At 66.0% G+C, this 22991-nt stretch carries 16 protein-coding genes; 8 read left to right on the top strand and 8 right to left on the bottom strand.

The window, feature by feature from the left end:
• Nucleotides 1-45 precede the first annotated feature (45 nt).
• From WFP39_RS10190 to WFP39_RS10180, 3 genes are read left to right on the top strand one after another with little or no spacing between them, the layout of a single operon-like run.
• Nucleotides 46-1176, top strand: a complete 1131-nt coding sequence (locus WFP39_RS10190; protein WP_336919441.1) for an HlyD family secretion protein — start codon at nt 46-48, stop codon at nt 1174-1176.
• A gap of 3 nt (nt 1177-1179) precedes the next feature.
• Nucleotides 1180-2733 carry an MDR family MFS transporter gene (locus WFP39_RS10185; protein ID WP_336919440.1) on the top strand — a complete coding sequence of 518 codons (1554 nt, stop codon included), beginning with the start codon at nt 1180-1182 and terminating at the stop codon, nt 2731-2733.
• 7 nt (nt 2734-2740) lie between these two features.
• Nucleotides 2741-4201: an efflux transporter outer membrane subunit gene (locus tag WFP39_RS10180; protein WP_336919438.1), complete on the top strand. Its 1461-nt coding sequence runs from the start codon at nt 2741-2743 to the stop codon at nt 4199-4201.
• A gap of 47 nt (nt 4202-4248) precedes the next feature.
• Here WFP39_RS10180 and WFP39_RS10175 read toward each other — a convergent pair whose 3' ends face one another.
• Together WFP39_RS10175 and WFP39_RS10170 are read right to left on the bottom strand one after the other, a co-directional pair.
• On the bottom strand, nt 4249-4461 hold the full coding sequence (locus WFP39_RS10175; protein WP_336919436.1) for a hypothetical protein: 213 nt from the start codon (nt 4459-4461) through the stop codon (nt 4249-4251).
• 364 nt (nt 4462-4825) lie between these two features.
• Nucleotides 4826-5485 carry a lytic transglycosylase domain-containing protein gene (locus tag WFP39_RS10170; RefSeq protein WP_336919434.1) on the bottom strand — a complete coding sequence of 220 codons (660 nt, stop codon included), beginning with the start codon at nt 5483-5485 and terminating at the stop codon, nt 4826-4828.
• Between the two features lie 104 nt (nt 5486-5589).
• Here WFP39_RS10170 and WFP39_RS10165 point away from each other — a divergent pair, with 104 nt between their 5' ends.
• The 4 genes from WFP39_RS10165 (at nt 5590) to WFP39_RS10150 (ending at nt 12013) form a co-directional block, all read left to right on the top strand.
• Nucleotides 5590-6504, top strand: a complete 915-nt coding sequence (locus tag WFP39_RS10165; RefSeq protein ID WP_377923280.1) for a DUF7146 domain-containing protein — start codon at nt 5590-5592, stop codon at nt 6502-6504.
• Between the two features lie 73 nt (nt 6505-6577).
• Nucleotides 6578-10813, top strand: coding sequence for a strawberry notch family protein (locus tag WFP39_RS10160; protein WP_336919432.1), 4236 nt, complete (start codon nt 6578-6580; stop codon nt 10811-10813).
• A gap of 52 nt (nt 10814-10865) precedes the next feature.
• Nucleotides 10866-11279, top strand: a complete 414-nt coding sequence (locus WFP39_RS10155) for an MbcA/ParS/Xre antitoxin family protein (protein WP_336919431.1) — start codon at nt 10866-10868, stop codon at nt 11277-11279.
• Nucleotides 11273-12013: an RES family NAD+ phosphorylase gene (locus tag WFP39_RS10150; protein ID WP_377923301.1), complete on the top strand. Its 741-nt coding sequence runs from the start codon at nt 11273-11275 to the stop codon at nt 12011-12013. The genes WFP39_RS10155 and WFP39_RS10150 overlap by 7 nt, the downstream gene beginning before the upstream one ends.
• Nucleotides 12014-12583: 570 nt before the next feature.
• Here the strand turns inward: WFP39_RS10150 and WFP39_RS10145 are convergent.
• The 6 genes from WFP39_RS10145 to WFP39_RS10120 all read right to left on the bottom strand — a co-directional run bounded on the left by WFP39_RS10145 (nt 12584) and on the right by WFP39_RS10120 (nt 22248).
• Nucleotides 12584-15115 carry a heavy metal translocating P-type ATPase gene (locus WFP39_RS10145; protein WP_336919428.1) on the bottom strand — a complete coding sequence of 844 codons (2532 nt, stop codon included), beginning with the start codon at nt 15113-15115 and terminating at the stop codon, nt 12584-12586.
• A 34-nt stretch (nt 15116-15149) separates the two neighbouring features.
• Nucleotides 15150-18401 carry an efflux RND transporter permease subunit gene (locus WFP39_RS10140; protein WP_336919427.1) on the bottom strand — a complete coding sequence of 1084 codons (3252 nt, stop codon included), beginning with the start codon at nt 18399-18401 and terminating at the stop codon, nt 15150-15152.
• Nucleotides 18402-18507: 106 nt separating this feature from the next.
• Nucleotides 18508-19698: an efflux RND transporter periplasmic adaptor subunit gene (locus tag WFP39_RS10135; protein WP_336919426.1), complete on the bottom strand. Its 1191-nt coding sequence runs from the start codon at nt 19696-19698 to the stop codon at nt 18508-18510.
• A 10-nt stretch (nt 19699-19708) separates the two neighbouring features.
• A complete protein-coding gene (locus tag WFP39_RS10130) occupies nt 19709-20905 on the bottom strand; it encodes a TolC family protein (RefSeq protein WP_336919425.1) in 1197 nt (398 codons plus the stop codon).
• Nucleotides 20906-21228: 323 nt separating this feature from the next.
• Nucleotides 21229-21606, bottom strand: a complete 378-nt coding sequence (locus WFP39_RS10125) for a hypothetical protein (protein ID WP_336919424.1) — start codon at nt 21604-21606, stop codon at nt 21229-21231.
• Nucleotides 21607-21843: 237 nt separating this feature from the next.
• Entirely contained in the window at nt 21844-22248 is a 405-nt protein-coding gene (locus tag WFP39_RS10120) for a MerR family DNA-binding protein (protein ID WP_336919423.1), read from the bottom strand.
• Between the two features lie 70 nt (nt 22249-22318).
• Between WFP39_RS10120 and WFP39_RS10115 the strand changes: the two genes are divergently transcribed.
• A complete protein-coding gene (locus WFP39_RS10115) occupies nt 22319-22978 on the top strand; it encodes a class I SAM-dependent methyltransferase (protein WP_336919422.1) in 660 nt (219 codons plus the stop codon).
• Nucleotides 22979-22991 lie beyond the last annotated feature (13 nt).

Genomic DNA, 22991 nt, shown 5'->3' with positions numbered 1-22991 from the left:
GGGCGGCGCAAGCACGCGCCTCTACTAAAGCCGAACGGACCGCACATGGCAAACGACGCCCCCAGCGAGGATACACCCGAGGCAGCTCGCCGCTCCCCATTCAAATCCCGAAAGGTGAGGCTGGCGCTGCTGGTGGCAGTTGTCGCGGTGCTGATCGCCGGCGGCTGGTGGTTCCTGAATTATCAGACGACCGGCAAATATCTCCAGAGCACCGACAACGCATACATCGAGGCCGACGCGGTCACGGTAGCGCCGAAGGTGGGCGGATATGTAGACCGAGTGCTCGTGGGCGAGAACCAGGACGTCCGCCTCGGCCAGCCGCTGGTGCAGCTCGACGTGCGGGATTATCGCGCGCAGCAGTCGCAGGCCCAGGCGCAGATCGGCGCTACCCTTGCGAGCGCCGACACCATTCGCGCGCAGATCCAGGAGCAGCAAGCCGCTGTGTCGCAGGCGCGAGCACAGCTCGAAGCGGCTCGCGCCGAGGCCGCCCTCGCGGCTCAGGAGGCACGCCGCTACGAACCGCTGGCGGCGACGGGCGCCGAGCCCCGCGAACGGCTCGACCAGTTGCAGGCCCAGGCCCGGCAGGCGCGCGCCCGCGTCGATGCCGCCGAAGCTGGCCTGGCTGCCGCCCAACGCCGGATCAGCACGCTCGGCCGCCAGGTCGAGCAGGCGCTGTCGCAGGCGGAAGCATCGCGGGCGCAACTCGAAAGCACTCGCCTCAACGTCGAGTCCACGCTGCTGCGGGCCAGCATTGCCGGACGGGTGGGTGATCTGACAGTGCGTGCCGGGCAGTTCGTGCAGCCCGGCACCCGGCTGATGAGCCTGGTGCCGGTGGATCAACTCTTCATCGAAGCCAATTTCAAGGAAACCCAGGTCGGCCTGATGCGCGTTGGCCAGCCTGTCCGCATCGAGATCGACGCGTTGCCGGACCTTGAGCTGACAGGCCGGGTGGCCAGCATCGCCCCAGGTACGGGAGCGGAGTTCTCGATCCTGCCGCCCGAGAACGCCACCGGCAACTTCACCAAGATCGTGCAGCGCATCCCGGTGCGCATCGCGATCTCGGCTTCTCCGGAGGTGCGCCGCCTCCTGGTTCCCGGCATGTCAGTGGAAGTGACGGTCGATACGCGGTCCGCGAAAGGCGAGCTTGAACGCCTGCGTGAGGCCGGCCGCGACTGAGCCATGGCCGCAGCTTCGCCCTCAACCAACCCTACCGCCGAGCGGGCCGACGCAACCGCATGGATCGCGGTGGCCGCGGGCGCGCTCGGAGCGCTACTGGCGACGCTCGACATATCGATCGTTAATTCCGCGCTGCCGGTCATCCAGGGCGAGATCGGCGCTACGGTCACCGAAGGCACTTGGATCGCGACATCGTTCCTGGTGGCGGAAATCATCATCATTCCGTTGAGCGCCTGGCTCGAACGCCTGTTCGGGCTGCGCAGCCTGTTGCTGATCGCGGTGACGCTGTTCATCGGGTTTTCGATCGTTTGCGGCGTCGCCACTAACCTCGTGACCATGATAATTGGCCGCACCGGGCAGGGCCTTATGGGCGGTGCGCTCATCCCCACCGCCATGACTATCGTCGCGAAGCGACTGCCGCCTCGCCAGCAGCCGATCGGCATGGCTCTGTTCGGGATGACCGTGGTGCTCGGCCCAGTCATGGGTCCGCTGATCGGCGGGTGGCTCACCGAGAACTTGAGCTGGCACTACGCCTTCTTCGTCAACGTGCCGGTCTGCGCCTTGCTGATCGCATTGCTGCTGCTCGGCCTGCCCTACGAGAAGCCAGAGTGGGATTATCTTCGGTACGCCGACTGGGCCGGGATTCTCGGAATGATCCTGTTCCTGGGCGGCCTCACAATCGTGCTCGAGGAAGGCCATCGTGAAGACTGGTTTGACTCGCAGCTCATCGTCCAACTGACCCTGGTAACGGTCGTAGGCTTGCTACTTCTGATCTACGGACAGCTCCGCGCTCCCAAACCGGTGCTGAAGCTCAGCCTTCTGTTCAATCGCCAGTTCGGAAGCGTGAGCATAATGGCTCTTGCGCTAGGGATGGTCATGTACGGGTCGACCTACGTGATCCCGCAGTTCCTGGCGCTCGTCTCCGGCTACAACGCCCTGCAAACCGGCCAGGTAATCTTTTGGATGGGCGTCCCGGCATTCTTCCTGATGCCGGTCCTGCCCCTCATGATACGCACCATCGACATCCGGATCGCAGTGGCGGTCGGCCTCGGCGTGATGGCGCTGAGCTGCTTCGTAAGCATATCGCTGACGGCGGAATCTGGGGGCGACGTGTTCACCGAGAGCCAGTTGCTGCGCGGCGTCGGCATGGTCCTGACCATGATGTTTCTCAACCAAGCCACGGTTCAGTCCGTCGCGAAGCAGGACACCGGCGATGCCTCCGGCATTTTCAACGCCGCCCGCAATCTTGGCGGATCGTTTGCGCTGGCTGCCCTGGCTTCGTTTCATGACAATCGCATGTGGCTGCACAGCCGCCGGATGGAAGAGACGCTCTCACGCAACGACCCGGGCGTCCAGGAATACCTCGAAAGCCTGTCGCACGCTCTCGGCAGCCCCGGTGCGGCCATGAGGGCGCTAAACGGCATGATCCAGGAACAGGCCTTCATCATGACATATAACGACATCTTCTGGATCATGGGCCTGGCCACCCTGGCCACGGTCCCGCTCGTGCTGTTTCTCCGGCCCTTGCCGAAGAACGTCTCGCTTTCGATGCATTGAGGTGCCGATGAAGAAACATGCGCCGATGGCCCTTGCGGCAATTCTGCTGGCGAGCTGCACGGTCGGCCCGGACTACGCGGGGCCGCCGGATTTGGCGGGCACCAGCGCGCCGCAGCCGGAGTTCGTCCGACGGTCGGAAGGGGTGAGCTTGGAGCAGCCCACGCTCGCGAGCTGGTGGACGGCGCTCGGCGACCCGGTGCTGACCCGCCTCGAACAGCTGGCGCTGGCGGACAATCCGGGGCTCGAGGCGGCAAGGGCGCGAGTCGAACAGGCGCGCGCCTCCGTTCGCCAAGAGCGCGCCAACCGCTACCCCACCGCGGGGGCGCAGGCGACGAGCATCCAGGCCAACCTGCCCGGTCTCGATCTCGGCTCCGGTCCCTCGCAGCCCGGCCAACCTCAGCAAGATGAAGACGAAACTTCGCTTAGCTTCTACAACCTTGGCCTCAACGCCAACTGGGAGATCGATCTCGCTGGCGGGCAGCGGCGCAAGATCGAGGCGGCCAACGCCCTCGCCGCCGCTGCGGTCGAAAACGCGGCCGACGCGCAGGTGCAGCTCACCGCCGAGGTGGCGCAGACCTATGCCAACTTGCGCGAGCGGCAGCTGAGGGTCACCGCGCTGGAGGGGCAGCGGGCGCTGCAGGAACGGACCCTGCAGCTCGCCGCGCAGCGGTACGAGCGAGGCACGATCCCTTTGTTCGCTCTCGGCCAGGCCAACAACGAGCTCCAGGCGATCCTCGCGGACCTCGCAGCGGCCGAGGCAGATGCGGCAGTCTATCTGGATGCCCTCGCGGTGCTGACCGGGCAGGCACCGGGCGCTCTCGACGCCTATCTCGCCGCCCCCGCCGCGATCCCCCTGCCGCCCGAAAGCGTCGCGGTCGGGGACCCGGCTTCGCTCATCCGCCGCCGTCCCGACATCCGGGCCGCGGAACGCAACCTGGCAGCGGCGACGGCCCGCATCGGCGTTGCCGAGGCGGCGCGTTTTCCCAAAATCTCCTTCATGGGCATCCTCGGCATTGGCGGAACGTCGCCGGACGACATCCTCGATCTCGGCAATATTTCCGCGATCGCGATCCCGCAGTTGCAGTGGGGCCTGCTCGATTTCGGACGCACCGCGGCCGGGATCGATCAGGCCGAAGCGGCGCGCGATGAAGCCGAGGCGCAGTACGAGGAGATCGTACTGCGCGCCCTGCAGGACGCCGAAGCCTCCCTGGCCCGCTTCGCGCAGCAGCGCCGGACGGTCGCGGCGCTCGCCCAGATCGCGCAGTCCGCGACACGCGCGGCCGAGCTTGACCGACAACGGTATGAAGCGGGCGTGATCTCGCTGGGCGATCTCAACGCGTCGGAACGGCAGAAGCTGGCCGCGGAAGCGAGACTAAACGCCGCTCTCGCCGCCCTTTCGGGGAGCTACATCGCAATTCAGAAATCCCTAGGCCTGGGCTGGGGGAATCCCACTGAAGGCGTGCAATAAGCGCCTGCCATGGACGCTTCCGAGAGTACGCCAATCAGCCGTCTGCCTCAGGTGGCGAACCGCCCGGCACCCCAGCCGATCATAGCCCCTCCAACGATGCCGGTCGCGAGGATGGGGACGTAGGCCTTGGTGTCCGGACCGTCGTCCCTTTCCAAGGCATAAAGTGCGGAGGACAAGTGGGCGCCTGCTGTCCACCGGCCTTCGCGGTCGAGCGTAGCCAAACACTGCTCAAGACAACGCTTCACATCCGACACGGTCATGATGTCTGCTGTCTAGGCGCTTGCCCCATACGACTCGACCGACCCTGCGTTGGCTCCATGATCCTGACCAAACCAGCAATTTGGGTCAATCGTTTGCGCGTGAGTCAAATGTCCGTTCAGGGTCGGAAGCGGACCTTCCTCTTCGCGCCAGGACTGCCCATGAGCCGACGGGCAGCTGCCGGCCAAAGGCGGTCACGAAGTGACCACTGCCAAGGCGATTCGAACAAATTGCGCTAACGCAACCGCCCGCCTTGCGTTGTCGCCACGCTATTGCCGCAACGCTCGCATACAACGGCTCAAGTCGCACGGTCCCCCTCCCAACGGTCCCGATACGCGTCTCGACGACCACTCACGTCCGCCCCCTTCAAGGCTGCCAACGCGCAAGGACATTCCGGACATAGCCCGGCGTCTCGCCGTTGCGAGGAATTCCCCTTGCCCGCTCCACAGCTCCCGGCCCCGCATTGTACGCGGCGAGCGCGAGATGAACGACGCCGAACCGGTCGAGCATCTGTCTTAAATACCGCGCGGCCCCGGAGAGGTTGGCGAGCGGGTCGAAGCGATTGGCGACCCCGAGCTCCTTTGCCGTCCCCGGCATGAGCTGGCCGAGCCCAGCCGCGCCTGCCTTGCTGATGGCGAACGGATTGTAGCGGGATTCCGTCCAGATCAGCGCGTCGAGCAATCCGGTGGGCAGGTCGAATTGCGCTTCGGCAGCATAGACATGCGGAAGATATGCTGCCCGGCGAAATCCGTTGGGCCCGGCCGCCGGCTGTGCCTGCCTCTCATTGTGCGTCTCGGCGCCCGGAGAGCCGAAGGCAGCCGGACCCGGCGCTGACGTTGGTACCGCGTTGACATACGGGGGGTCCCAGACGCCATGCTCGACGAGCTGAAAGCCGTCGGCCGTCTGGGCCAGACGATAGCCATTGTGCTCCTGGGATGGAGGACTGCTGCTTTCGATATCTGTCTGGGCATGGACCGGCGCAGCCAGCGCCAGACACCCTGCGATGAATGCAATTCGCACGAACATCTTCCGATTCCTTCTCTGGTCGAATCGAGAGAGAACATATAAAGAACAAAGGTTGTAGGAAAACGATTGGCGCGGGTGCGGAGAGGAGGCTGCGCTGGGGAGGCATGCAAACTGGAGAAACCATGCCCCAAAGCCATCAACTCGAGCGTCTCGAGCGACGCGCGCGGGAGATCGTCGACAGCCTTGGCGGAACATGGCGCCACAGTCGCGGGATGTGCCGTTGCCCCGCCCACGATGATCGGACACCCTCGCTGAGCGTCAGCCTCGGTCGGCGCGCCATTCTGTTCCACTGCTTTGCCGGCTGCTCGAACCAGGAGATCATCGCAGAACTCGGCCGGCGGGGCGTCCGCGCACGCGAACTGTTCGACGGCTCGGGCGAGCCTTTGCCGGAGCCGACCCGCAAGGAAACAGCCGACCGCAACGCGTGCCGGCTCTGGCGCGGCGCCGATGCGCTCAGCGGAAGCCCGGCCGAGGCCTACCTTTTGAAGCGCGGGCTGACGCAGTTGTCATCCGAACTGCGCTTTCATCCCAAGACACCGCTGGGTCCGCGTGGCGCCGTCCGATTCCTGACGGCGATGCTGGCGGCCGTGCGCACGGATCTTGGCGTCATCGCCGTCCACCGCACCTTTTTCGATGCGGGGACGGGCCGCTTGGCGGGCTTTGATCGGCCCAAGCGGGCGCTGGGGAGCCTGCAGCACGGAGCGGTGCGCCTCGCGGCGCCGCGAGGAGGGCGCTTGGGCCTGGCCGAGGGAATCGAGACTGCGCTGTCGGCCATGCAGCTATTCAGCGTGCCCTGCTGGGCAACGCTCGGAAACGAGCGTTTCGGTCTGGTCACGATCCCGGAAAGCGTGCGCGAGCTTCACCTTTTCGTCGACAACGATGCAGGCGGCGACCTGGCGGAAGAGCGCGCGCGCGAAGCCCACGCCAGGGCCGACCGGCATATCACTGCCATGCGGCCCACCACCCTCGACGAGGACTGGAACGATGTCCTGATGAGAAGGGCACTGGCCGCCAGCTGATCGGGTCAGAGGGGAGGGACGCCCTGGCCTTCGCGAGGCCAGGACATCGTGATTGGCCTCGTCAGGAGCTCCCATGTCACTCTCATCTCCCGCCTTTGCCTTTCCCGATTGCAGCGAGCCGCCGGTCCTGTCCGCAGCCCGCGAGCTTGCCGGACTCATCGAAGCCGACGTGACCGTCTCGCGCGAGCGGCTCAATTCCGTCCTCGTCCGTCAATTCGGTGGCAGCGATGCCGATGGCCGCTGGTCGGTGCGCGATGCTCATGCAGCGCTCGAGCTCGCCCAGGTGCTGTGGTTGAGCCGCAGCGCCGGGCTAGCCCCGGCATCGCCCGCCCCCAGCGCTGACCCAGCATTCGCCCGGCTCGAGGCCCTTATGCCAAGCCAGGCCGTGCGAAGCGAAGAGCAGATCGAGCTGCAGCAATTCTCAACGCCGCCGCGCATCGCCTGGCTTGTCGCGCGTGCCTGCGCGCTCCGCCTGGGCGAGACCGTCCTCGAGCCGTCGGCCGGGACCGGTATGCTGGCGGTCTGGGCGGCAAAAGCGGACGCGGGCCTGATCCTCAACGAGATATCGCCGCTGCGCCGCGACTGCCTCGGCATCCTGTTCCCCGATGCCGCAGTGAGCGGCCATGACGGCGAGCTTATCGACGAGATGCTTGACCCTGGACACGTGCCGAGCGCGGTTCTCATCAACCCGCCCTATTCGCACGGGATCGAGCGCGGGCACGATGGGCGCACCGGAGGCCGCCACCTGCGCTCGGCCTGGAAGCGGCTCGCCGCCGGCGGGCGGATGGTCGCGGTGATGCCCGAGTGGTTCGACGTGCATCGGTTCCTCGGCGCCCTTGGAGGACCGGCCGCGCTGCGCCTCAACGTTGCGGTCGAGCGCGCTTGCGCGAGGCATGGCACCTCTATCACAACGTGCCTGCTGGTGCTCGACAAGATCGAAGACCGGGGGAAGCCGGTCGTGTGTCGAACCAGCGATTTCGGGGCACTGTGCGAGCTCATCGATGCGATCCCGGCACGCTCCTCGGCCATCTCGCCCCTTCTGCTTGCCAGATCATCGGCCCTTGCTCCGGTCCGGCTCATGAGGCTGGCGGCCCAACCCCGACTGGTGCCGCCCAAGCAGACGGCGCCCGCAGCTCCGAGTGAACCCTGTGCGTACGATGCACTCGATGTGCCGGCTCCCCTCGCCGAGCAGGTCGGGCATTACCTGCCCTACCGGCCGAGCCGCATCGCCATTGCAGGCGCCGCCGAGCATCCAACGCCGCTGGTGGAATCGGTCGCAATGGGCTCGATCACCGCGCCGATCCCGACCGAGGTTCCGCTGCTCCCGGCCGGCCTGATCGCCAAGGGGCTGCTCTCGGCGGCCCAGGCCGAAACGCTGATCTATGCGGCGAGTGCCCACGCGCGTGATCTGCCCGGCCGCTTTGTACCGCAGGACAAGGGCTGCTCGCTGGCACCGAGCGCTGACGGCGCCGTCTACCGCATAGGTTATTTCCTCGGTGACGGCACCGGAGCGGGCAAGGGGCGCCAGCTCGCCAGCGTGATCCTCGATCGGTGGCTTCGCGGCGAGCGGCGCCACATCTTGATCTCGAAGAACGAGGCGCTGCTCGAGGACGCGCGCCGCGACTGGTCGGCGCTCGGCGGGCTACCCATCGACATCCAGCCGCTCGGACAGTGGAAGCTCGGCCAGCCGGTGACGATGCGCGAAGGCATCCTGTTCGTCACCTACCCGACACTTCGGTCGGGCAGGACTGATGCCAGCCGCCTCGATCAGATCCTTCAGTGGGCCGGCGAGGACTTCGAGGGCGTGATCGTGTTCGACGAGGCCCACGCGATGGCCAACGCCGCAGGCGGCGAAGGGTCGCGCGGGAAGGTCAAGGGCTCGGAGCAGGGGATCGCCGGCGTGCGGCTGCAGAACCTGCTGCCGCGCGCGCGTGTGCTCTATGCCTCGGCAACCGGTGCTTCGGACGTCAACAATCTCGCCTATGCGACACGGCTTGGGCTCTGGGGTCCCGAGACGGCGTTCGCCAATCGCGAGGCTTTCGTGAGCGACATTCGCGAGGGCAGCATCGCAGCGATGGAACTGGTCGCGCGCGACCTGAAGGCGCTGGGGCTCTACACGGCGCGCGCGCTGTCCTTTGCCGGCGTCGAGTACGAGATCCTCGAGCACAAGCTCACCCCTGAGCAGATCGCGGTCTACGATGCCTATGCGGAAGCCTGGGCGATCATTCACGCCAACCTCCGCGAGGCGCTCGAAGCGACCCGGATCGTCGACGCGGACAGCGGAGACACGCTCAACAGCGGCGCCAAGGCCGCTGCGCTGTCGATCTTCGAAGGCACCAAACTGCGCTTCTTCGCCCAGCTGCTGCTGTCGATGAAGCTGCCGAGCTTGCTGCCCGCGATCGAGGCGGCGCTGGCCGATGACAACGCGGTCGTGGTGCAGCTGGTCTCCACGGCCGAGGCCATGCTAGACCGGCGCTTGGCCGAACTGTCCGACGAGGAACGCGAAGCGCTCGAGATCGACCTGTCCCCCCGCGAATACGTGATCGACTATCTCGCGAAGAGCTTCCCGGTTCGCCTGATGGCGGTGTTCACCGACGAGAACGGCAACCCTCGCTCCGAGCCGATGGTCGATGACGAAGGGCGTCCGGTGCTGTGCCGTTCGGCACTCGCCGCGCGTGACCGGATGATCGAGCAGCTCTGCGCGCTGCCGCCGATCGCCACCGCGCTGGATGCGATCATCGAACGGTTCGGCGTCGAGCAGGTCGCCGAGGTGACCGGACGGAGCCGGCGGCTGATCATCGGCCCGGACGGACGACAGAAGCTTCAGCCGCGCACTCCGCGCGCGAACATCGTCGAGACGCAGGCCTTCATGGATGGGGCCAAGCGCATCCTGGTCTTCTCCGACGCCGGCGGCACCGGCCGCAGTTACCATGCCGACCTCGCCGCGAGGAACCAGGCCCGGCGGGTCCACTTCCTGCTCGAGCCGGGCTGGCGCGCCGATGCCGCGATCCAGGGGCTGGGGCGCACCAACCGCACCAACCAGGCCTCGGCGCCGCTGTTCCGTCCGGTGACCACCGACGTGCGCGGCGAGCGGCGGTTCATCTCGACGATCGCCCGGCGCCTCGACAGCCTCGGCGCTCTCACGCGCGGACAGCGCCAGACGGGCGGGCAGAACCTGTTCGATCCGGCCGACAATCTCGAAAGCGTCTACGCCAAGGAGGCGCTCAATCGTTGGTTCGGCCTGCTGTTCACCGGCAAGCTCGAGGCGGTCGGCCTGGCCAGGTTCCAGGAGCTGACCGGGCTCAGGATCGAAGGGCCTGATGGCGGCATGGTCGACGACCTGCCGTCGATCCAGCGCTGGCTCAACCGCATCCTCGCGCTGCCGATCGCGTTGCAGAACGCAATTTTCGACGAGTTCCTGGCATTGGTCGAAGCGCGGGTCGATGCCGCACGGCAGGCCGGCACGCTCGATCTCGGCCTTGAGACCATCGCCGTTGAGAGCTTCGAGATCCTGTCAGATACTTTGCTTCGCACCGACGCCCTGTCAGGGGCGACGACGCATCTGCTCGAGCTGGAGATCGCCCGCGCGCTGAAGCCCCTGACGCTGGCGACACTCGACGAACACTACGGCGTTGACAGTCCGCGGCACCGGACGCTGCGCAACGGCCGGTCGGGCCGCGTCGGCCTGCTGGTGCCGGCGCGCAGCCTGCTGACCGACGACGGTGCGCGGATTGCGCGGTTCGAACTGCATCGTCCGCTGAAGCGAGGCTATCTCACCGCCGATCAGCTGGACGAGAGCAGCTGGGAGTCTGTCGACGCCCGTGAATTCCGGCGCCTGTGGGAGGCGGAGGTCGACGAGGCGGCATCGAGCCTCAAGCACGAGCGGCTCCACCTCGCGACAGGCCTGCTGCTACCGGTCTGGGACAAACTTCCAGCCGATCACGTTCGGGTAAGCCGCATATGCGCGAACGATGGCCGTTCGCTGCTCGGCCGCGAAGTTCCGCTGCACTGCGTTCCCGACATCTGTCGCGCTCTTGGACTGGAGCATGGCCGGAACTTCTCAGCGGATGACATTGTCCAGGCGGTCCTGGCGACTGGCCGCCCTATGGAAGTGAGGGGCAGGGAGCACCTCACGCTCAAGCGCAGCCTAGTCAACGGCGGGCAGCGGCTCGAGCTGACCGGCTGGAGCGCGGCACGGCTCGACTGGTACAAGACTCAAGGCTGCTTCACCGAAATCATCCGCTACCAGACGCGGCTCTTCGTACCGCTTGGTGAGGGCGCTCCGATCATTTCACGGCTCGGTAGCTAATGATTGCCAAATGGCCATCAACGCGCTAGATGCTGCCATATGGAGACGCAGCATGTTCGGACTTGAACGCATCGACACCGAGCCGCAGGCATTCCGTGCTGAGCCGGTAACCCAAGACGAAGCGACCGCCATGTTCCGCGCGTCGCTCAATCTTTTCGGCAAGTGGGAGCTGACCGACGAACAGGCAGCAACCCTGCTCGACATGTCGGTCCGCACCTTTCGCCGCTGGAAGGCCGAAGGGGCGGGGCGGATATCGCGCGATGGCTGCGCACGGCTCTCCAACCTGATGGGCATCCACAAGGCTCTACGGATCATCTTCACCGAGCCGCAGCGAGGCTATGCGTGGATCCGAACCGGCAATTCCGCCTTTGCCGGAGCGAGCGCGCTCGACGTGATGCTCGGCGGCGAGCTTACCGACCTCATTCGGGTGCGCCGCTACCTCGACGCCGAGCGCGGCGGCTGGTGACGGTCGACGATATTCCGGTTTCGCGAGTTGAATGGAAAGGTGCCGTCAGGATCATACGCAGCGCTTTTCCGCCAATCGATCTGTTCGAAGACATCGCCGATCCGGCCGATTGGCCGCTGCTGATCTCCGCCGAGCAGAAGAGCAACCCACGGGTCACAGCGAGCGTCGGCAACCTCGATCTCGTTCCGATCGAGCGCAGGGTCGGAGGCCATGGCGCATCCTACCTGATGGCGCCTTTCACGCATGTCAGCCCCGACAGGCCCAGCCGTTTCACCGATGGGACCTTCGGCGTTCTCTACGTTGGCAACGCGTTCGAGACGGCGCTGTTCGAGACAATCCACCACCACGAGCGTTTCATGGCGCGCACCGCTGAGGAGGCTGGCTGGACGTCCCAATTCCGAGAGATCATCTTGTCGGTGCACGCCGATCTGCACGACCTGCGGGGCCCTCGCAGGCGGAGTCATCCGGCCCTTGCTCGGGACGATTACAACGCATCGCAAGAGCTGGGAAAGCGCCTTAAGGGCGGTGCCTCCGATGGCGTAGTATATCCCAGCGCGCGGCACGCGGGCGGCGAGTGCGCTGGCCTCTTCTACCCGGATTGTGCTTCGGCGCTCGTCCAAGGGCGGCATCTCGACTACCGTTGGGATGGCGAGCGGGTCGATCTAGTCCGCAACGCAGGGTCGGGCGAGGTCTTCCGCGTCGTGGATCTTCCCGACCACCCTACTTCGAGTTGACCGGACGGCTTCGCGTGCGGTTCGAGTCATTTGGCCTTTACCTCGAGCCCTTGTGAGCGGGCACTCGAAAGCAGACCCTCTCGAATTTGGTCTCCTGAGTGAAGCGCAGGGTCGAGGACTCATGGTCAACGATTATCGATGTGTGGGAAGTCTCGCAGAATGGCTCCGCCAGACGAGCGCTGACTTCCCGGAGCTGACGATTGACGACCTGATCGCGAAGGCGGTGCGTGCCCCTCGAAGTTGGAGGATGGGACAACAGGAGCCGGCCGCCATAGCTCGTGCAGCAGTTGGGCGGCTCATATGGTCCGGGGAAATTGAGGTTGCGGACGGCAAGGTCTTTTCGACCCGGCGCATGAGGGGCGCGCGGACGAGCGGACAAGGACGCGCAGCGTCCCTGGGTCATGAGGATGATTCAAAGGCATGTAGCGTCCGCGTAACGCGTCGATTGCGGTAATTAATTGACTTGCCGAGATCACGCGTCCTGTTCCTCCGACCTGAAGGCATTTCGGGTTAGGGAAGGGTGTTTGACATCAGGGTTATCGGCCGACCCCAAATCGAAGGCTGCTTTGCTCATGCTGCGCTGCTCTCAGCGGCGGAGTCCTGCGCGAACGGAACTTCGCGGAAAGCCAGCAGACGCAGAGCGTTGAAGACGACGAGAAGCGTCGAGCCCTCGTGGGCAACGACGGCCGGACCGATGCCGAGGCCGAGGATCGTCGCCGGCAGCAGCACCGCGACCACGCCCATGCTGACGAAAACGTTCTGACGGATAATGCGCCGCGTCTGTCGGCTGAGGCCCACCGCAAACGGCAGCTTTGCCAGGTCATCAGCCATGAGCGCAACATCAGCGGTTTCCAGGGCGACGTCCGATCCGGCTGCTCCCATCGCGATCCCGACCGTGGCGGTGGCTATCGCGGGAGCGTCATTGACGCCGTCGCCGACCATCGCGACCTTGCCCTCGGCCTCCAACAGCTTCTTGATGGCGTCTACCTTGTCTTCGGGCATGAGGTCGCCCCAGGCTTCCTCGATGCAAACGCTTGCGGCCACGGCCCTGGCGACGGGAGTCGCATCGCCTGAAAGCATGATCATTCGCGTTATGCCGAGTTCGCGCAGTCGAGCCGTCGCGGCGCGGGCGGCGCTACGGGGAGTATCCATCAGTCCGATCACGCCGAGGTAGCGTGTGCCGCGGCGCACGATCATGATGGTTCGGCCCTGCCCGCGGAGCGTGTCGGCCGAGCTTTGCATTTCCTGGGGCAGCGGGGTGCCCCCAGCCTCTGAGAAAAGCTCGTCCCGGCCGATATGGACGACCTCGCCTTCGACGACGGCTTCTACGCCGCGCCCGGTGATCGCCCGTAAATCGGACGCGGGCGGCGGCGGTGCCTGAAGCCGTTCGGTGCCATCTCGTACAATGGCGCCAGCGAGCGGATGGTCGCTCAGCGCCTCGACGGCCACGGCCGTCCGCAAGAGTTCCTCGTCGGTGGCGCCGGAAGCCGGGACAACGTCTGTCACGCGCGGCCGCCCTTCGGTCAGCGTGCCAGTCTTGTCGAACGCGATGGCGGTCAGGGCGCCGAGATTCTCGAGCGGGCCGCCGCCCTTGACCAGAACGCCGCCCCGAGCCGCCCGAGCTACGCCGGAGAGCACGGCGCTCGGAGTTGCAATGGCCAGCGCGCAGGGGCTCGCGGCGACCAGAACGGCCATCGCGCGATAGAAGGTGTCGCGGAACGGCTCGTCGATCACGACCCCTGCGAACAATAAGACCACGACCAGCGCCAGCACGCTCGGCACGAAGATACGCTCGAACCGATCCGTGAAACGCTGTGTGGGCGACTTTTGCGTTTCCGCCTCGCTTACCAGCTTGACGACCTTCGCCAACGTCGAGTCAGCGGCGACACGGGTCACCTGGACTGCCAGCGCGCCCGAGCCGTTGATGGTGCCGGCAAACGCGCGCGAGGCCGCTGCAACACTGTCCGGTGCTGAAGCCGCTGCCGCCGCGTCGGACACCGGTTGCTTGTCGACCGGGACGCTTTCGCCCGTCACGGGCGCCTGATTGACGCTGCTCGTCCCCTCGATGACGAATCCGTCGGCGGGCAATCGCTCATTGGGTTTGACGATGACGATATCACCGACCGACAGCGCTTCGACCGGCACTTCCTCTGATTTGTCGCCGCGGCGTACCACGGCCGTCTGTGGCGCCAGCTCGGCAAGCGCTTCGATCGCGCGCTTGGCGCGGCCCATCGCGTAGTGCTCGAGCGCGTGGCCGAGACTGAACAGAAACAGCAGCAAGGCACCCTCGGCGAATTCCCCGAGGGCGGCCGCACCTGCGGCGGCGACGAGCATCAGAGTGTCGATCTCGAACCGGCGCAGCTTGAGGGAGTCGATCGCCTCGCGCAGGGTGAAGAACCCGCCGAAGAAGTAGGCGGCAAGATAGAGGCCCGTAGAGACGAGCGGCGGCGCGGCCTCGATCCAGGAAAGGGCAAATCCGAGCGCAAGGCAGCCCCCTGAGAGGAGCGCGAAGAAAAGCTCGGTATTCGCGCCGAAGATGCCGCCGTGGGCGTGGCTGCCCTCCTCGCCGTGATCGTGTCCCTGATGCTCGTCACGGGCCGGGTGCCCCGGAAGCGCCGGGGCACTGGGGGCGGATTCGGATTCGGCGTCCTTCGAGTCCCGGCGTCGGACGCCGAGAGGGCCGAGCGCAGCCTCGATCCGGGGTTCGTCGATGATGCTCCGGTCGAACTCTACTCTGAGCGCCCCGCTGGCGGTTGCCTGCGCTTCGAACACGCCCTCGAGCCGGCTGAGCACTTCCGTCACGGTGCGGGCGCGACGCTGTTGCTCGATCCCGTCGACTTGCCAGACCAGGTGCCCGAACCGCGCTGTAAGTGTGGCCCCGGCAGCGCGGGCCGCTTTGCGTATCCGCGCCAGGCTGACCTTGTCCCGATCGTAATGGATGCAGAGCTTGGTGGGCTCGCTTATTGTCGCGCCGACGACGTGCGCCTCGCTCACACCATCCCGCTCTCGCAGTTCGGCGAGGAGCCGCTCGACACACCGATCCGCCTCATCCGGAATCTCCGGAAGCAGGACCGGCAGGTCCAGGCGTATGTGCTCGGTCACCGGTTCTTCTCCTCGAGGCTTGTGCGTGCCGGGCTTATGCCGGCAGGGGCTCAGCGCCGGGGTTTTCGTCCTCGAAATCCCCCGGCTGATGGGCCTCCCCGCGCTTCTTGAGGATCAGATGGCTGATCGCCGGAAGCACGTAGAGCGTCATGATAGTGGCCACGATCAGGCCGCCGATAACCACGATGGCGAGCGGCTTCTGGACCTCGGCGCCTCGGCCGGTCGCAATCGCCATCGGCACGAAGCCGATCGCGGGGACGATCCCGGTCATCAGCACCGCGCGCACTCGCTCCATCGTGCCTTCGATGATCGCCTCGTCGACCGGGCGGCCGGCATCGATCCGCTGGCGCACGCTCGTCATGACCACGAGACCATTGAGCACGGTCACGCCCGACAACACGATGAAGCCGACCGCCGCCGAGATCGAGAACGGCAGGCCCGCCAGCGCCAGCCCGAACGCACCTCCCGCAAGTCCGAGCGGCACCGCCGAATAGACCGCCAGCGAGGAGCGAAGGTTGCGCACCGCCAGGAACAGGATGCCGAAGATCAGCAGGAACACCACCGGCACAATCAGCGCGATCCGCTGCGAGGCAGCCTGAAGGTTCTCGAACTGCCCACCCCAGGTGATCGTCACCCCGGGAGGCAAGTCGATCTGCGCTACCCGTTCCTGAGCCTCGTCAACATAAGAGCCGAGATCGCGTCCGCGCACGTTGGCCTGGACAACAACGCGCCGCTGCCCGTTCTCGCGACTGACCTGGTTGAGGCCTTCGGTGGTTCGGAAGGTCACCAGCTCGCGCAACGGCACCGATGTTCCCGCGCCCGAGGCTCCCTCGGGCAGCATCACCGGGAGCGAGCCGACCACGTCGAGATTGTCGCGGTTGAAGTTGGCCAGCCGAACGATGATGTCGAACCGCCGGTCGCCCTCGAACACCAGGCCCGCTTCGCGCCCGCCGAGCGCCGCTGCCACGGTGTCGGTCACGTCCTCCATCGCGAGGCCGTAGCGAGCGATGGCTTCACGATCGAACTGCACCTCGAGCGTGGGGAAGCCTTCGGTCTGCTCGACCTTGAGGTCCGCGCTTCCCTCGACGCCGCTCATCGCCGCGGCGACCTGCCGGGCGACCCCGTTCAGCACATCCATGTCGTCGCCGAATACCTTCACCGCGATGTCGCCGCGAACACCGGCGATCAACTCGTTGAAGCGCAGCTCTATCGGTTGGCTGGTTTCGTAGGCGTTGCCCACCAGGCCGCTCAGCTTCTCGTCGATCCGCTCAAGAATGTCCTCTCGGCTGTCGACCCCGTCGGGCCATTCATCCCTGGGCTTGAGGATAATGAACGCGTCGGACGCGTTCTGCGGCATCGGGTCCGAAGCCACTTCTGCGGTACCGGTCTTCGAGTAGACGTAAGCAACCTCCGGCAGGCTCGAGACCGCCCGCTCCACCGCCAGCTGCATCTTGGTCGATTGTTCCAGAGACGTGGAAGGAACTCGCAGCGATTGCATCGCGAGATCGCCCTCGTCGAGAGTGGGGATGAATTCACGCCCGAGGCTGGTGAATATCAGGAACGCAGCCGCCAGCGTTGCCAGACCGCCGCCGATCCATGGCCAGGGCCGCGTCACGACACGGCGAAGGACCGGCTCGTATCGCTCCTTGTACCAGGCAACGGCCTTGACCTCCTTCTCCGCCACCCTGCCGCGGATCAGCACGGCGACCATCGCCGGGACGAAGGTCAGGGATAGGATGAACGCGCCGACCAGCGCGAGCATGACCGTGATGGCCATGGGCGAGAAGGTCTTGCCCTCGACGCCGGTGAAAGTGAGCAGTGGAGCGAAGGTAAGCAGGATGATCGCCTGCCCATAGATGGTCGGGCGGAGCATTTCCTTCGACGCTTCGAAAACTTCGTGCAGGCGCTCGGGCAGGTTCAGCAAGCGGCCCTCATGGTGCTGGCGCTCCGCCAATCTCCGCAGGCAGTTCTCGATGATGATGATCGATCCGTCGACGATCAGGCCAAAGTCGAGCGCGCCAAGGCTCATCAGGTTTCCGGAGACCCCGAACCGGTTCATGCCGATGGCCATGAACAGGAACGACAGCGGGATCACGAGCGTGGCGATGATCGCCGCGCGGATGTTGCCGAGCAGCCAGAAGAGGACGGCGGCGACGAGGATCGCCCCTTCGACCAGGTTCGTCTCTACGGTGCCGATGGTGGCTTCCACGAGCGCCGCGCGGTCGTAGACCACCTTGACCTCGACACCCGGCGGCATCGACCTGGCCACTTCCTCGAGGCGTTCACGCACGTCCTGCGCGACGATCCGGCTATTCCCGCCGAGCAGCATGAGCGCCGTGCCCACGACGACCTCGCGTCCGTTCATCGAGGCCGAGCCGGTCCTCAGATCGCCGCCGCTTTGTACAGTCGCTACGTCGCGGACCAGCACAGGCACGCCGCCACGAGTTCCGATCGCGGTGCGGCCGATTTCGTCCTCGGTGCGAATGCGCGCGTCGGCTCGCACCAGGAAGGCCTCGCCGGCCCGCTGCACGAAGTTGGCGCCGACGGAGATGTTGGCGCGCTCCAGCGCCTCGGCGAGCTCGGCGAACGACACGCCATAGGCCGCCATGCGGCTCGGATCAGGCTGGACCACCAGCTGCTTTTCGTAACCGCCGATCGAGTCGATCCCAGCAACGCCTGCGACACTTCGTAGCTGAGGGCGGACTACCCAATCCTGGATCGTCCTAAGGTAAGCGGCCTTCTGCACATCGGTCGTCAGCCGCTCGCCTTCGGGCGTGAGGAACGAACCATCGGGCTGGAACCCGGGCCGGCCGGCGATCATGCGGGATTCGGTCGAAAGCGGACGCTTGTAGTCCACGGTCCACATCAGGATCTCGCCGAGGCCGGTCGAAAGCGGCCCCATTTGCGGCTCGACACCTTCTGGCAGGCTCTCGCGGGCCTGATTGAGTCGCTCAGCGACTTGCTGGCGCGCGAAGAAGATGTCGAGGTCGTCCTCGAAGATCACCGTCACCTGGCTGAAGCCGTTGCGCGAGATCGAGCGGGTGCTCTCGAGGCCCGGAATGCCGGCCATGGCGGTCTCGACCGGGAACGTGACCAGCCGCTCCATGTCGAGCGGTCCCAGGGCGGAAGCCTGGGTGTTGATCTGGACCTGCTTGTTGGTGATGTCCGGCACCGCGTCGATCGGCAGCCGGAAAAGCTGATACGCGCCATATGCGGCGACGAGCAGGGTCAACGCGATGACCGCCCAGCGAAAACGGACGGAAGCGTCGAGAAGACGGTCTAGCATGAACTCGTTCCTGGCAAGGCGAGGCCGTGGACCTCGGCGCGGTCAACGATGACGCGGGCAGGGCCGAGCGCGCGGCCCTTGCGTCGGCAGGCTTGGCGCACGCGGGTCAATGCTCTGCCTCGCTGGCGCCGAGCTGCGATTTGAGAACGAACGCGCCCTCCGTTGCGATCACCGCGCCCGGCTTGAGCCCTTCGAGTATCTCGATGCGGCCTCCACTGCGTTCGCCCACAGTCACCGGTGTCGCCTGAAATCCGCCTCGCACCTGAACGAAGACCACGTCTCGGCCCTCGACCGATTGCACGGCTCCCTCCGGGAGGACGATGCGGCCATCGGGGTCGCCCCCACGAGGCATGATCCGCACCCGGAACGCCTGACCCTGTGTCAAACCTGCCGGAATACCGGCCGGCGACAGCACCACGGTCGCGGCCCGGCTCTCGGGGTCGAGCGAGGGCGTGGTCGATCTCACCACCGCCTGCAGGGTTTCCCCTCCGCCGAGCTCGACTACCGCCGCATCGCCCGGCCGGATCCGCTGTGCATCGGCCCACGGCACCGCGGCCTCGATCTGGACGCTGCGCGGGTTGGCGACCTCGAACAGCTCGGTGCCGGCGGAGACAAAGGCTCCGAGTTCCGCGTCCATTTTGGTGATGCGTCCGCCGATCAGGCTGCGCACGGCGATGTGACGTCCGTCGGACGTGACCCCGGCGGCCCTTACGGCGGCTTCGGTCCGGCGCAGCTCTGCCTGGGCCTGAGCGGCCTCGGCCTGGGCTCCCTCCAGATCCTGCCGCGCCGTGATCTTCTCCTCGAAGAGGCGCCGCTCGCGGTTAAGCGCCGAGGTGGTGGCCTGCGCCCGAGCGGCGGCCGAGGCGCGCTCGGCCATGATCGCGGCAGCTTCGCGGCTCTCTAGCAGGGCCACCGTCTCGCCGGCGCCGACAGCGTCGCCGAGGCGCTTGTAGATGCGGGTGATGGCGCCATCCGCGCGCGCGGTCAGCGAAGACCGGCCCGTTGGAGGTGCGGTGGCTGTGGCCTGCGCAAGGATTTCCGAGCCCAGCGATCCGGCGGCCACTTTTTCGGTCTTGATGCCGATCGAGGAAAAGTTCTCGCTTGCCACGGCCACGAACCCTTCAGGCCCGTGCTCCTCTTCCTCTTCGGCATGCTCGCCTTCCTCGGCTGCCGCACCCGGGGCTACCGGATCGTCGATCGCGCGGCCGATCAGGAGGCCGCCGACGCCGGCCAGCAGTGCGAGGCCCCCGGCGATCGCGATGAACTTCTTGCGCTCATCAGTCAGGTCAAGTTCCATGGTCGTGTCCTTATTGCGCTGTGGCGCGAGCGAGCTCGCCGGCGGCCTCGGCCTGGGCCAGGCGAGCCTCGATCAACTGGGTTTCGGCGCCCGTCAGGGCCGCCTGTGCGTCGAGCAGCTCGATGAGTTCGATCTTGCCCGCCTCGTACGATAGCTGCGCCAGTCGCAGCGCCTCGCGGCCCTCGGGGATAGCTCCCTCTTCGAGTGCCTCAACACGTGCTGATGCAGCGGTCAGGTTCGCCGTAGCATTGGCGACCCGAGCGTTGGCGCTTACCCGGGCGCTGGCCCGCTCGGCCTCCGCGGCGAGTATTTCGGCGCGGGCGGCTTCGATATTGCCCTGATTGCGGTTTCTGATCGGCAGGGGCATCGAGAAACCGGCGACCAAAGCTTGATCTCCAGTCTCCTGAACATGCCGGATCCCGACCCCAACCGCTGGATCGAGCCGGCGTTCTGTGAGCTGCTGCTGAAGACTGGCTTCGGCCAGCGCGAGCTGAGCGTTGGCCAGCCGAACATCCAGCGATTCGACAGGCGAGGTCGCGGTCGGCAGGATGTCGGTAAGGCTGCCAGCCACTGATTCCGGGGGCGCTTCCACGCCGAACAGAGCGGCCAGGGTGCGGCGCGATACGGCCTCCCCGGCCTGCGCCGCACGAAGATCGGCCGCGGCCTGGCTGGCGGCGGCTTGAGCCCGCAGCGCGCGCAGGGGCGGCTCCCGTCCGACTTCGACAAGGACGTTGGCAATCCGCGCGAGTTCGCGTGACCGTTGCTCGTTTTCGGTTGCGATCCGGAGCCGTTCGCGGGCGGCAACGGCCGTCGCGAATTGCTGCCGCACATTCAGCGCCAACTCGGCGCGTGTAATCAGCAGCCGCAGCTCGCTCACGGCAAGCTCGGCGCGGCCGACCGACTGGCGCGCGGATCGGCGGCCACCCAGATCGAGGCGCTGGTTCACGGCCACCGTGACTTCGGTGCCCTGCAGCCCGCTCAGCTCCCCCCTGCCGAGGAAATTCTCAACCTCCACGCTGAGTTCGGGATTGTCGCGGAACCCCGCCTGGCGAAGCCTTCCCCGCGCTGCGGCCACATTCGCCTGAGCGGCGGCGATGGCGGGAGACCTCGCCTCTGCTTCTAGCAGCGCCTGCTCGAGCGTGAGATTGGCGGGTATCGGCTGTGTGGGAGGCACCAGCAAAGGCAGGCTTGTTTCGTCGGCCTGCATAGGGAGTGGGGGCGGGGGGCCAATGGTCGGTGAACCGACCTGCGGCATGGCCGGCGTGCTGACTTGGGCAAGCGCCGCTGACTGACTAAGGGCAACGGCGGCAACTACGAGGATTGCCCCGCAGGCTGTAAGTCGTCCAACCTTGGTCGCTGCACAAACTGCCACAGGCCCGAATGCGCGCTCGCCGAACCCGTCGCTCGCTCCCGAGCACGGCTGAGGGTACGACCGCGCGTCCTTGACGCGGTCCCAATGTCTGGAAGGCATGTTTCAAGAAATCCTCTGCTGACACAACCAATCGGTCCGCTTGGCGCGGACGCCGGGTGTCAGGCGCGAGGAGGTTCTTTGACGAGGTTCGGCGAGGCTTGGCGCAACCCCAGCTTTATCAGCCCGAAGTGCGGGGAGGTGGCAGCGAGCACCGGGGCAGCATTATTCGGCGAATCGATCAACTGGGGGCTATGATGGCAATGGCCGTGAGAGCAGAGGCCGTGCTGTTCCGTCTTGCCGCCGGGGTTCTGGTCATCCCCGTCGTGAGAAGAGATGTCGATTTGCTCGAACGCAACAGCTTCTGGTTCACATGCGGCGGCCTCAATAGTGCCCCCAAGCAGCACCGCAAGCAGCAGAAACAGCGCTGCCAGCGGTCGGAATGCAGTAGCTGAGTGACGTCCATTCATGGCTGCTGGCGGCACTGCCTGAAAAAGCATCGGCGTTCAACGCTCGTGTGAGTTCGGCCACCAATTGGGGTCTGATTGCCCTCCGTATCAGCAACGAACACATTTCAACCAGAACGCCTGCGCTCGCTCGGATCCCGGTTGTCTTGCCCTAGTCGGGGCCGTGATCGCTCCTACACTGACCGTTGTCTGTCAGCAGCTGCCTTGGGCGCACCAGGCTGTCGCCCTAAGCGGGGGTCGTCCGAGAACTCGGGACAGCGGGCGGTCGGTTCAGGAACTCTCGGCGAGTTGTTCGAGGATCTGGCACTGCGATATCGAGCCGCCCGCACACAAGCGGATCATGCGGTTCAGCTCGTCACGCAGCCGGATCAGCTGCGCGATCTTCGCCTCGATGTCGGTCAGGTGGCCGAGGGCGATGTCGGTGACTTCCTCGCAAGGCGCCTCCGGCCGATCGCTCAGCGCGAGGAGCGAGCGAATCTCCTTGGTCTCGAACCCGAGCCTGCGGGCGCGGCGGATAAATCTCAGCCGCTTCAGGTCCTCGAAATCGTACGTTCGACGACCCGACGCCGTTCGGTCCGCGCGGCGCATCAGGCCCGTTTCCTCATAGAAGCGGATCGTGTTGACCTTCGTCCCTGTCGCTGACGCTAGGTCGCCGATCATCAGTGTTTTCGACATCGCTTGATCCTCCAGTGACTGGAGGATGTAGGATGCAAATCCATCGAATGCACGCAATCTCGGGGAACCCGTGAGCGACCAATCCTTCACGCCCGCCCTCGGCTGGCTGGGCTCCGTCGGAATCTATGATCGGGCGATCCGCCTGCTCACGCGGGAACAGGTGTGGCGCGCAGCTCTATTGCGCCAAGTCGCACCACAAGCTGGCGAACTCATCCTCGACGTCGGATGCGGGACCGGCACATTTGCGATCATGCTGAAGCGCCTGTGCCCGGCCGCGCGCGTAGTGGCGCTCGATCCCGACTCCGATGTGCTCCGGATCGCCTCGCGCAAGGGAATGGAAGCGGGCGTTTCGATCGAATGGCGCCAAGGGTTCGCGACCGACGCCGAGGCGCTCGGCGCGACAGCAGATAAGGCCGTCTCGAGCCTCGTCTTCCATCAGGTGCCGATGGCCGGGAAGCGCGCGGGCATCGCCGCGATGTTCGCCGCGGTCCGGCAAGGCGGCGAAGTGCACATCGCTGACTATGCATCCCAGAGCAGCTTCATGCGCGCGATGTTCAGGCTAACGGTGCAGCAGATCGACGGCGTTGCCGACACCCAGCCGAACGCCGATGGCGCGCTTGAGGCAATACTTAGCAATCAGTCCGGCGCGCCCGTCGGGCCGACGCGGGCCATCCCGACCCCCACCGGCGCCATCAGCCTGTTCAAGGTGCAAAAGCCGGGCTCGCTTTGATGCGACCGATTTG

The sequence above is a fragment of the Alteraurantiacibacter lauratis genome, assembly GCF_037154155.1.
GTDB lineage: Bacteria > Pseudomonadota > Alphaproteobacteria > Sphingomonadales > Sphingomonadaceae > Alteraurantiacibacter > Alteraurantiacibacter lauratis.
Note: the sequence above shows the minus strand (reverse complement) of the source record. Positions and strands in the feature narration are given on the sequence as shown.

Coding starts and splice junctions, on each gene's coding strand:
- WFP39_RS10185 (WP_336919440.1), top strand. CDS start 1,180: ATGGCCGCAGCTTCGCCCTCAACCAACCCTACCGCCGAGCGGGCCGAC.
- WFP39_RS10165 (WP_377923280.1), top strand. CDS start 5,590: ATGCAAACTGGAGAAACCATGCCCCAAAGCCATCAACTCGAGCGTCTC.
- WFP39_RS10170 (WP_336919434.1), bottom strand. CDS start 5,485: ATGTTCGTGCGAATTGCATTCATCGCAGGGTGTCTGGCGCTGGCTGCG.
- WFP39_RS10135 (WP_336919426.1), bottom strand. CDS start 19,698: ATGGAACTTGACCTGACTGATGAGCGCAAGAAGTTCATCGCGATCGCC.
- WFP39_RS10130 (WP_336919425.1), bottom strand. CDS start 20,905: ATGCAGGCCGACGAAACAAGCCTGCCTTTGCTGGTGCCTCCCACACAG.
- WFP39_RS10120 (WP_336919423.1), bottom strand. CDS start 22,248: ATGTCGAAAACACTGATGATCGGCGACCTAGCGTCAGCGACAGGGACG.
- WFP39_RS10160 (WP_336919432.1), top strand. CDS start 6,578: ATGTCACTCTCATCTCCCGCCTTTGCCTTTCCCGATTGCAGCGAGCCG.
- WFP39_RS10155 (WP_336919431.1), top strand. CDS start 10,866: ATGTTCGGACTTGAACGCATCGACACCGAGCCGCAGGCATTCCGTGCT.
- WFP39_RS10175 (WP_336919436.1), bottom strand. CDS start 4,461: ATGACCGTGTCGGATGTGAAGCGTTGTCTTGAGCAGTGTTTGGCTACG.
- WFP39_RS10125 (WP_336919424.1), bottom strand. CDS start 21,606: ATGCTTTTTCAGGCAGTGCCGCCAGCAGCCATGAATGGACGTCACTCA.
- WFP39_RS10190 (WP_336919441.1), top strand. CDS start 46: ATGGCAAACGACGCCCCCAGCGAGGATACACCCGAGGCAGCTCGCCGC.
- WFP39_RS10180 (WP_336919438.1), top strand. CDS start 2,741: ATGAAGAAACATGCGCCGATGGCCCTTGCGGCAATTCTGCTGGCGAGC.
- WFP39_RS10140 (WP_336919427.1), bottom strand. CDS start 18,401: ATGCTAGACCGTCTTCTCGACGCTTCCGTCCGTTTTCGCTGGGCGGTC.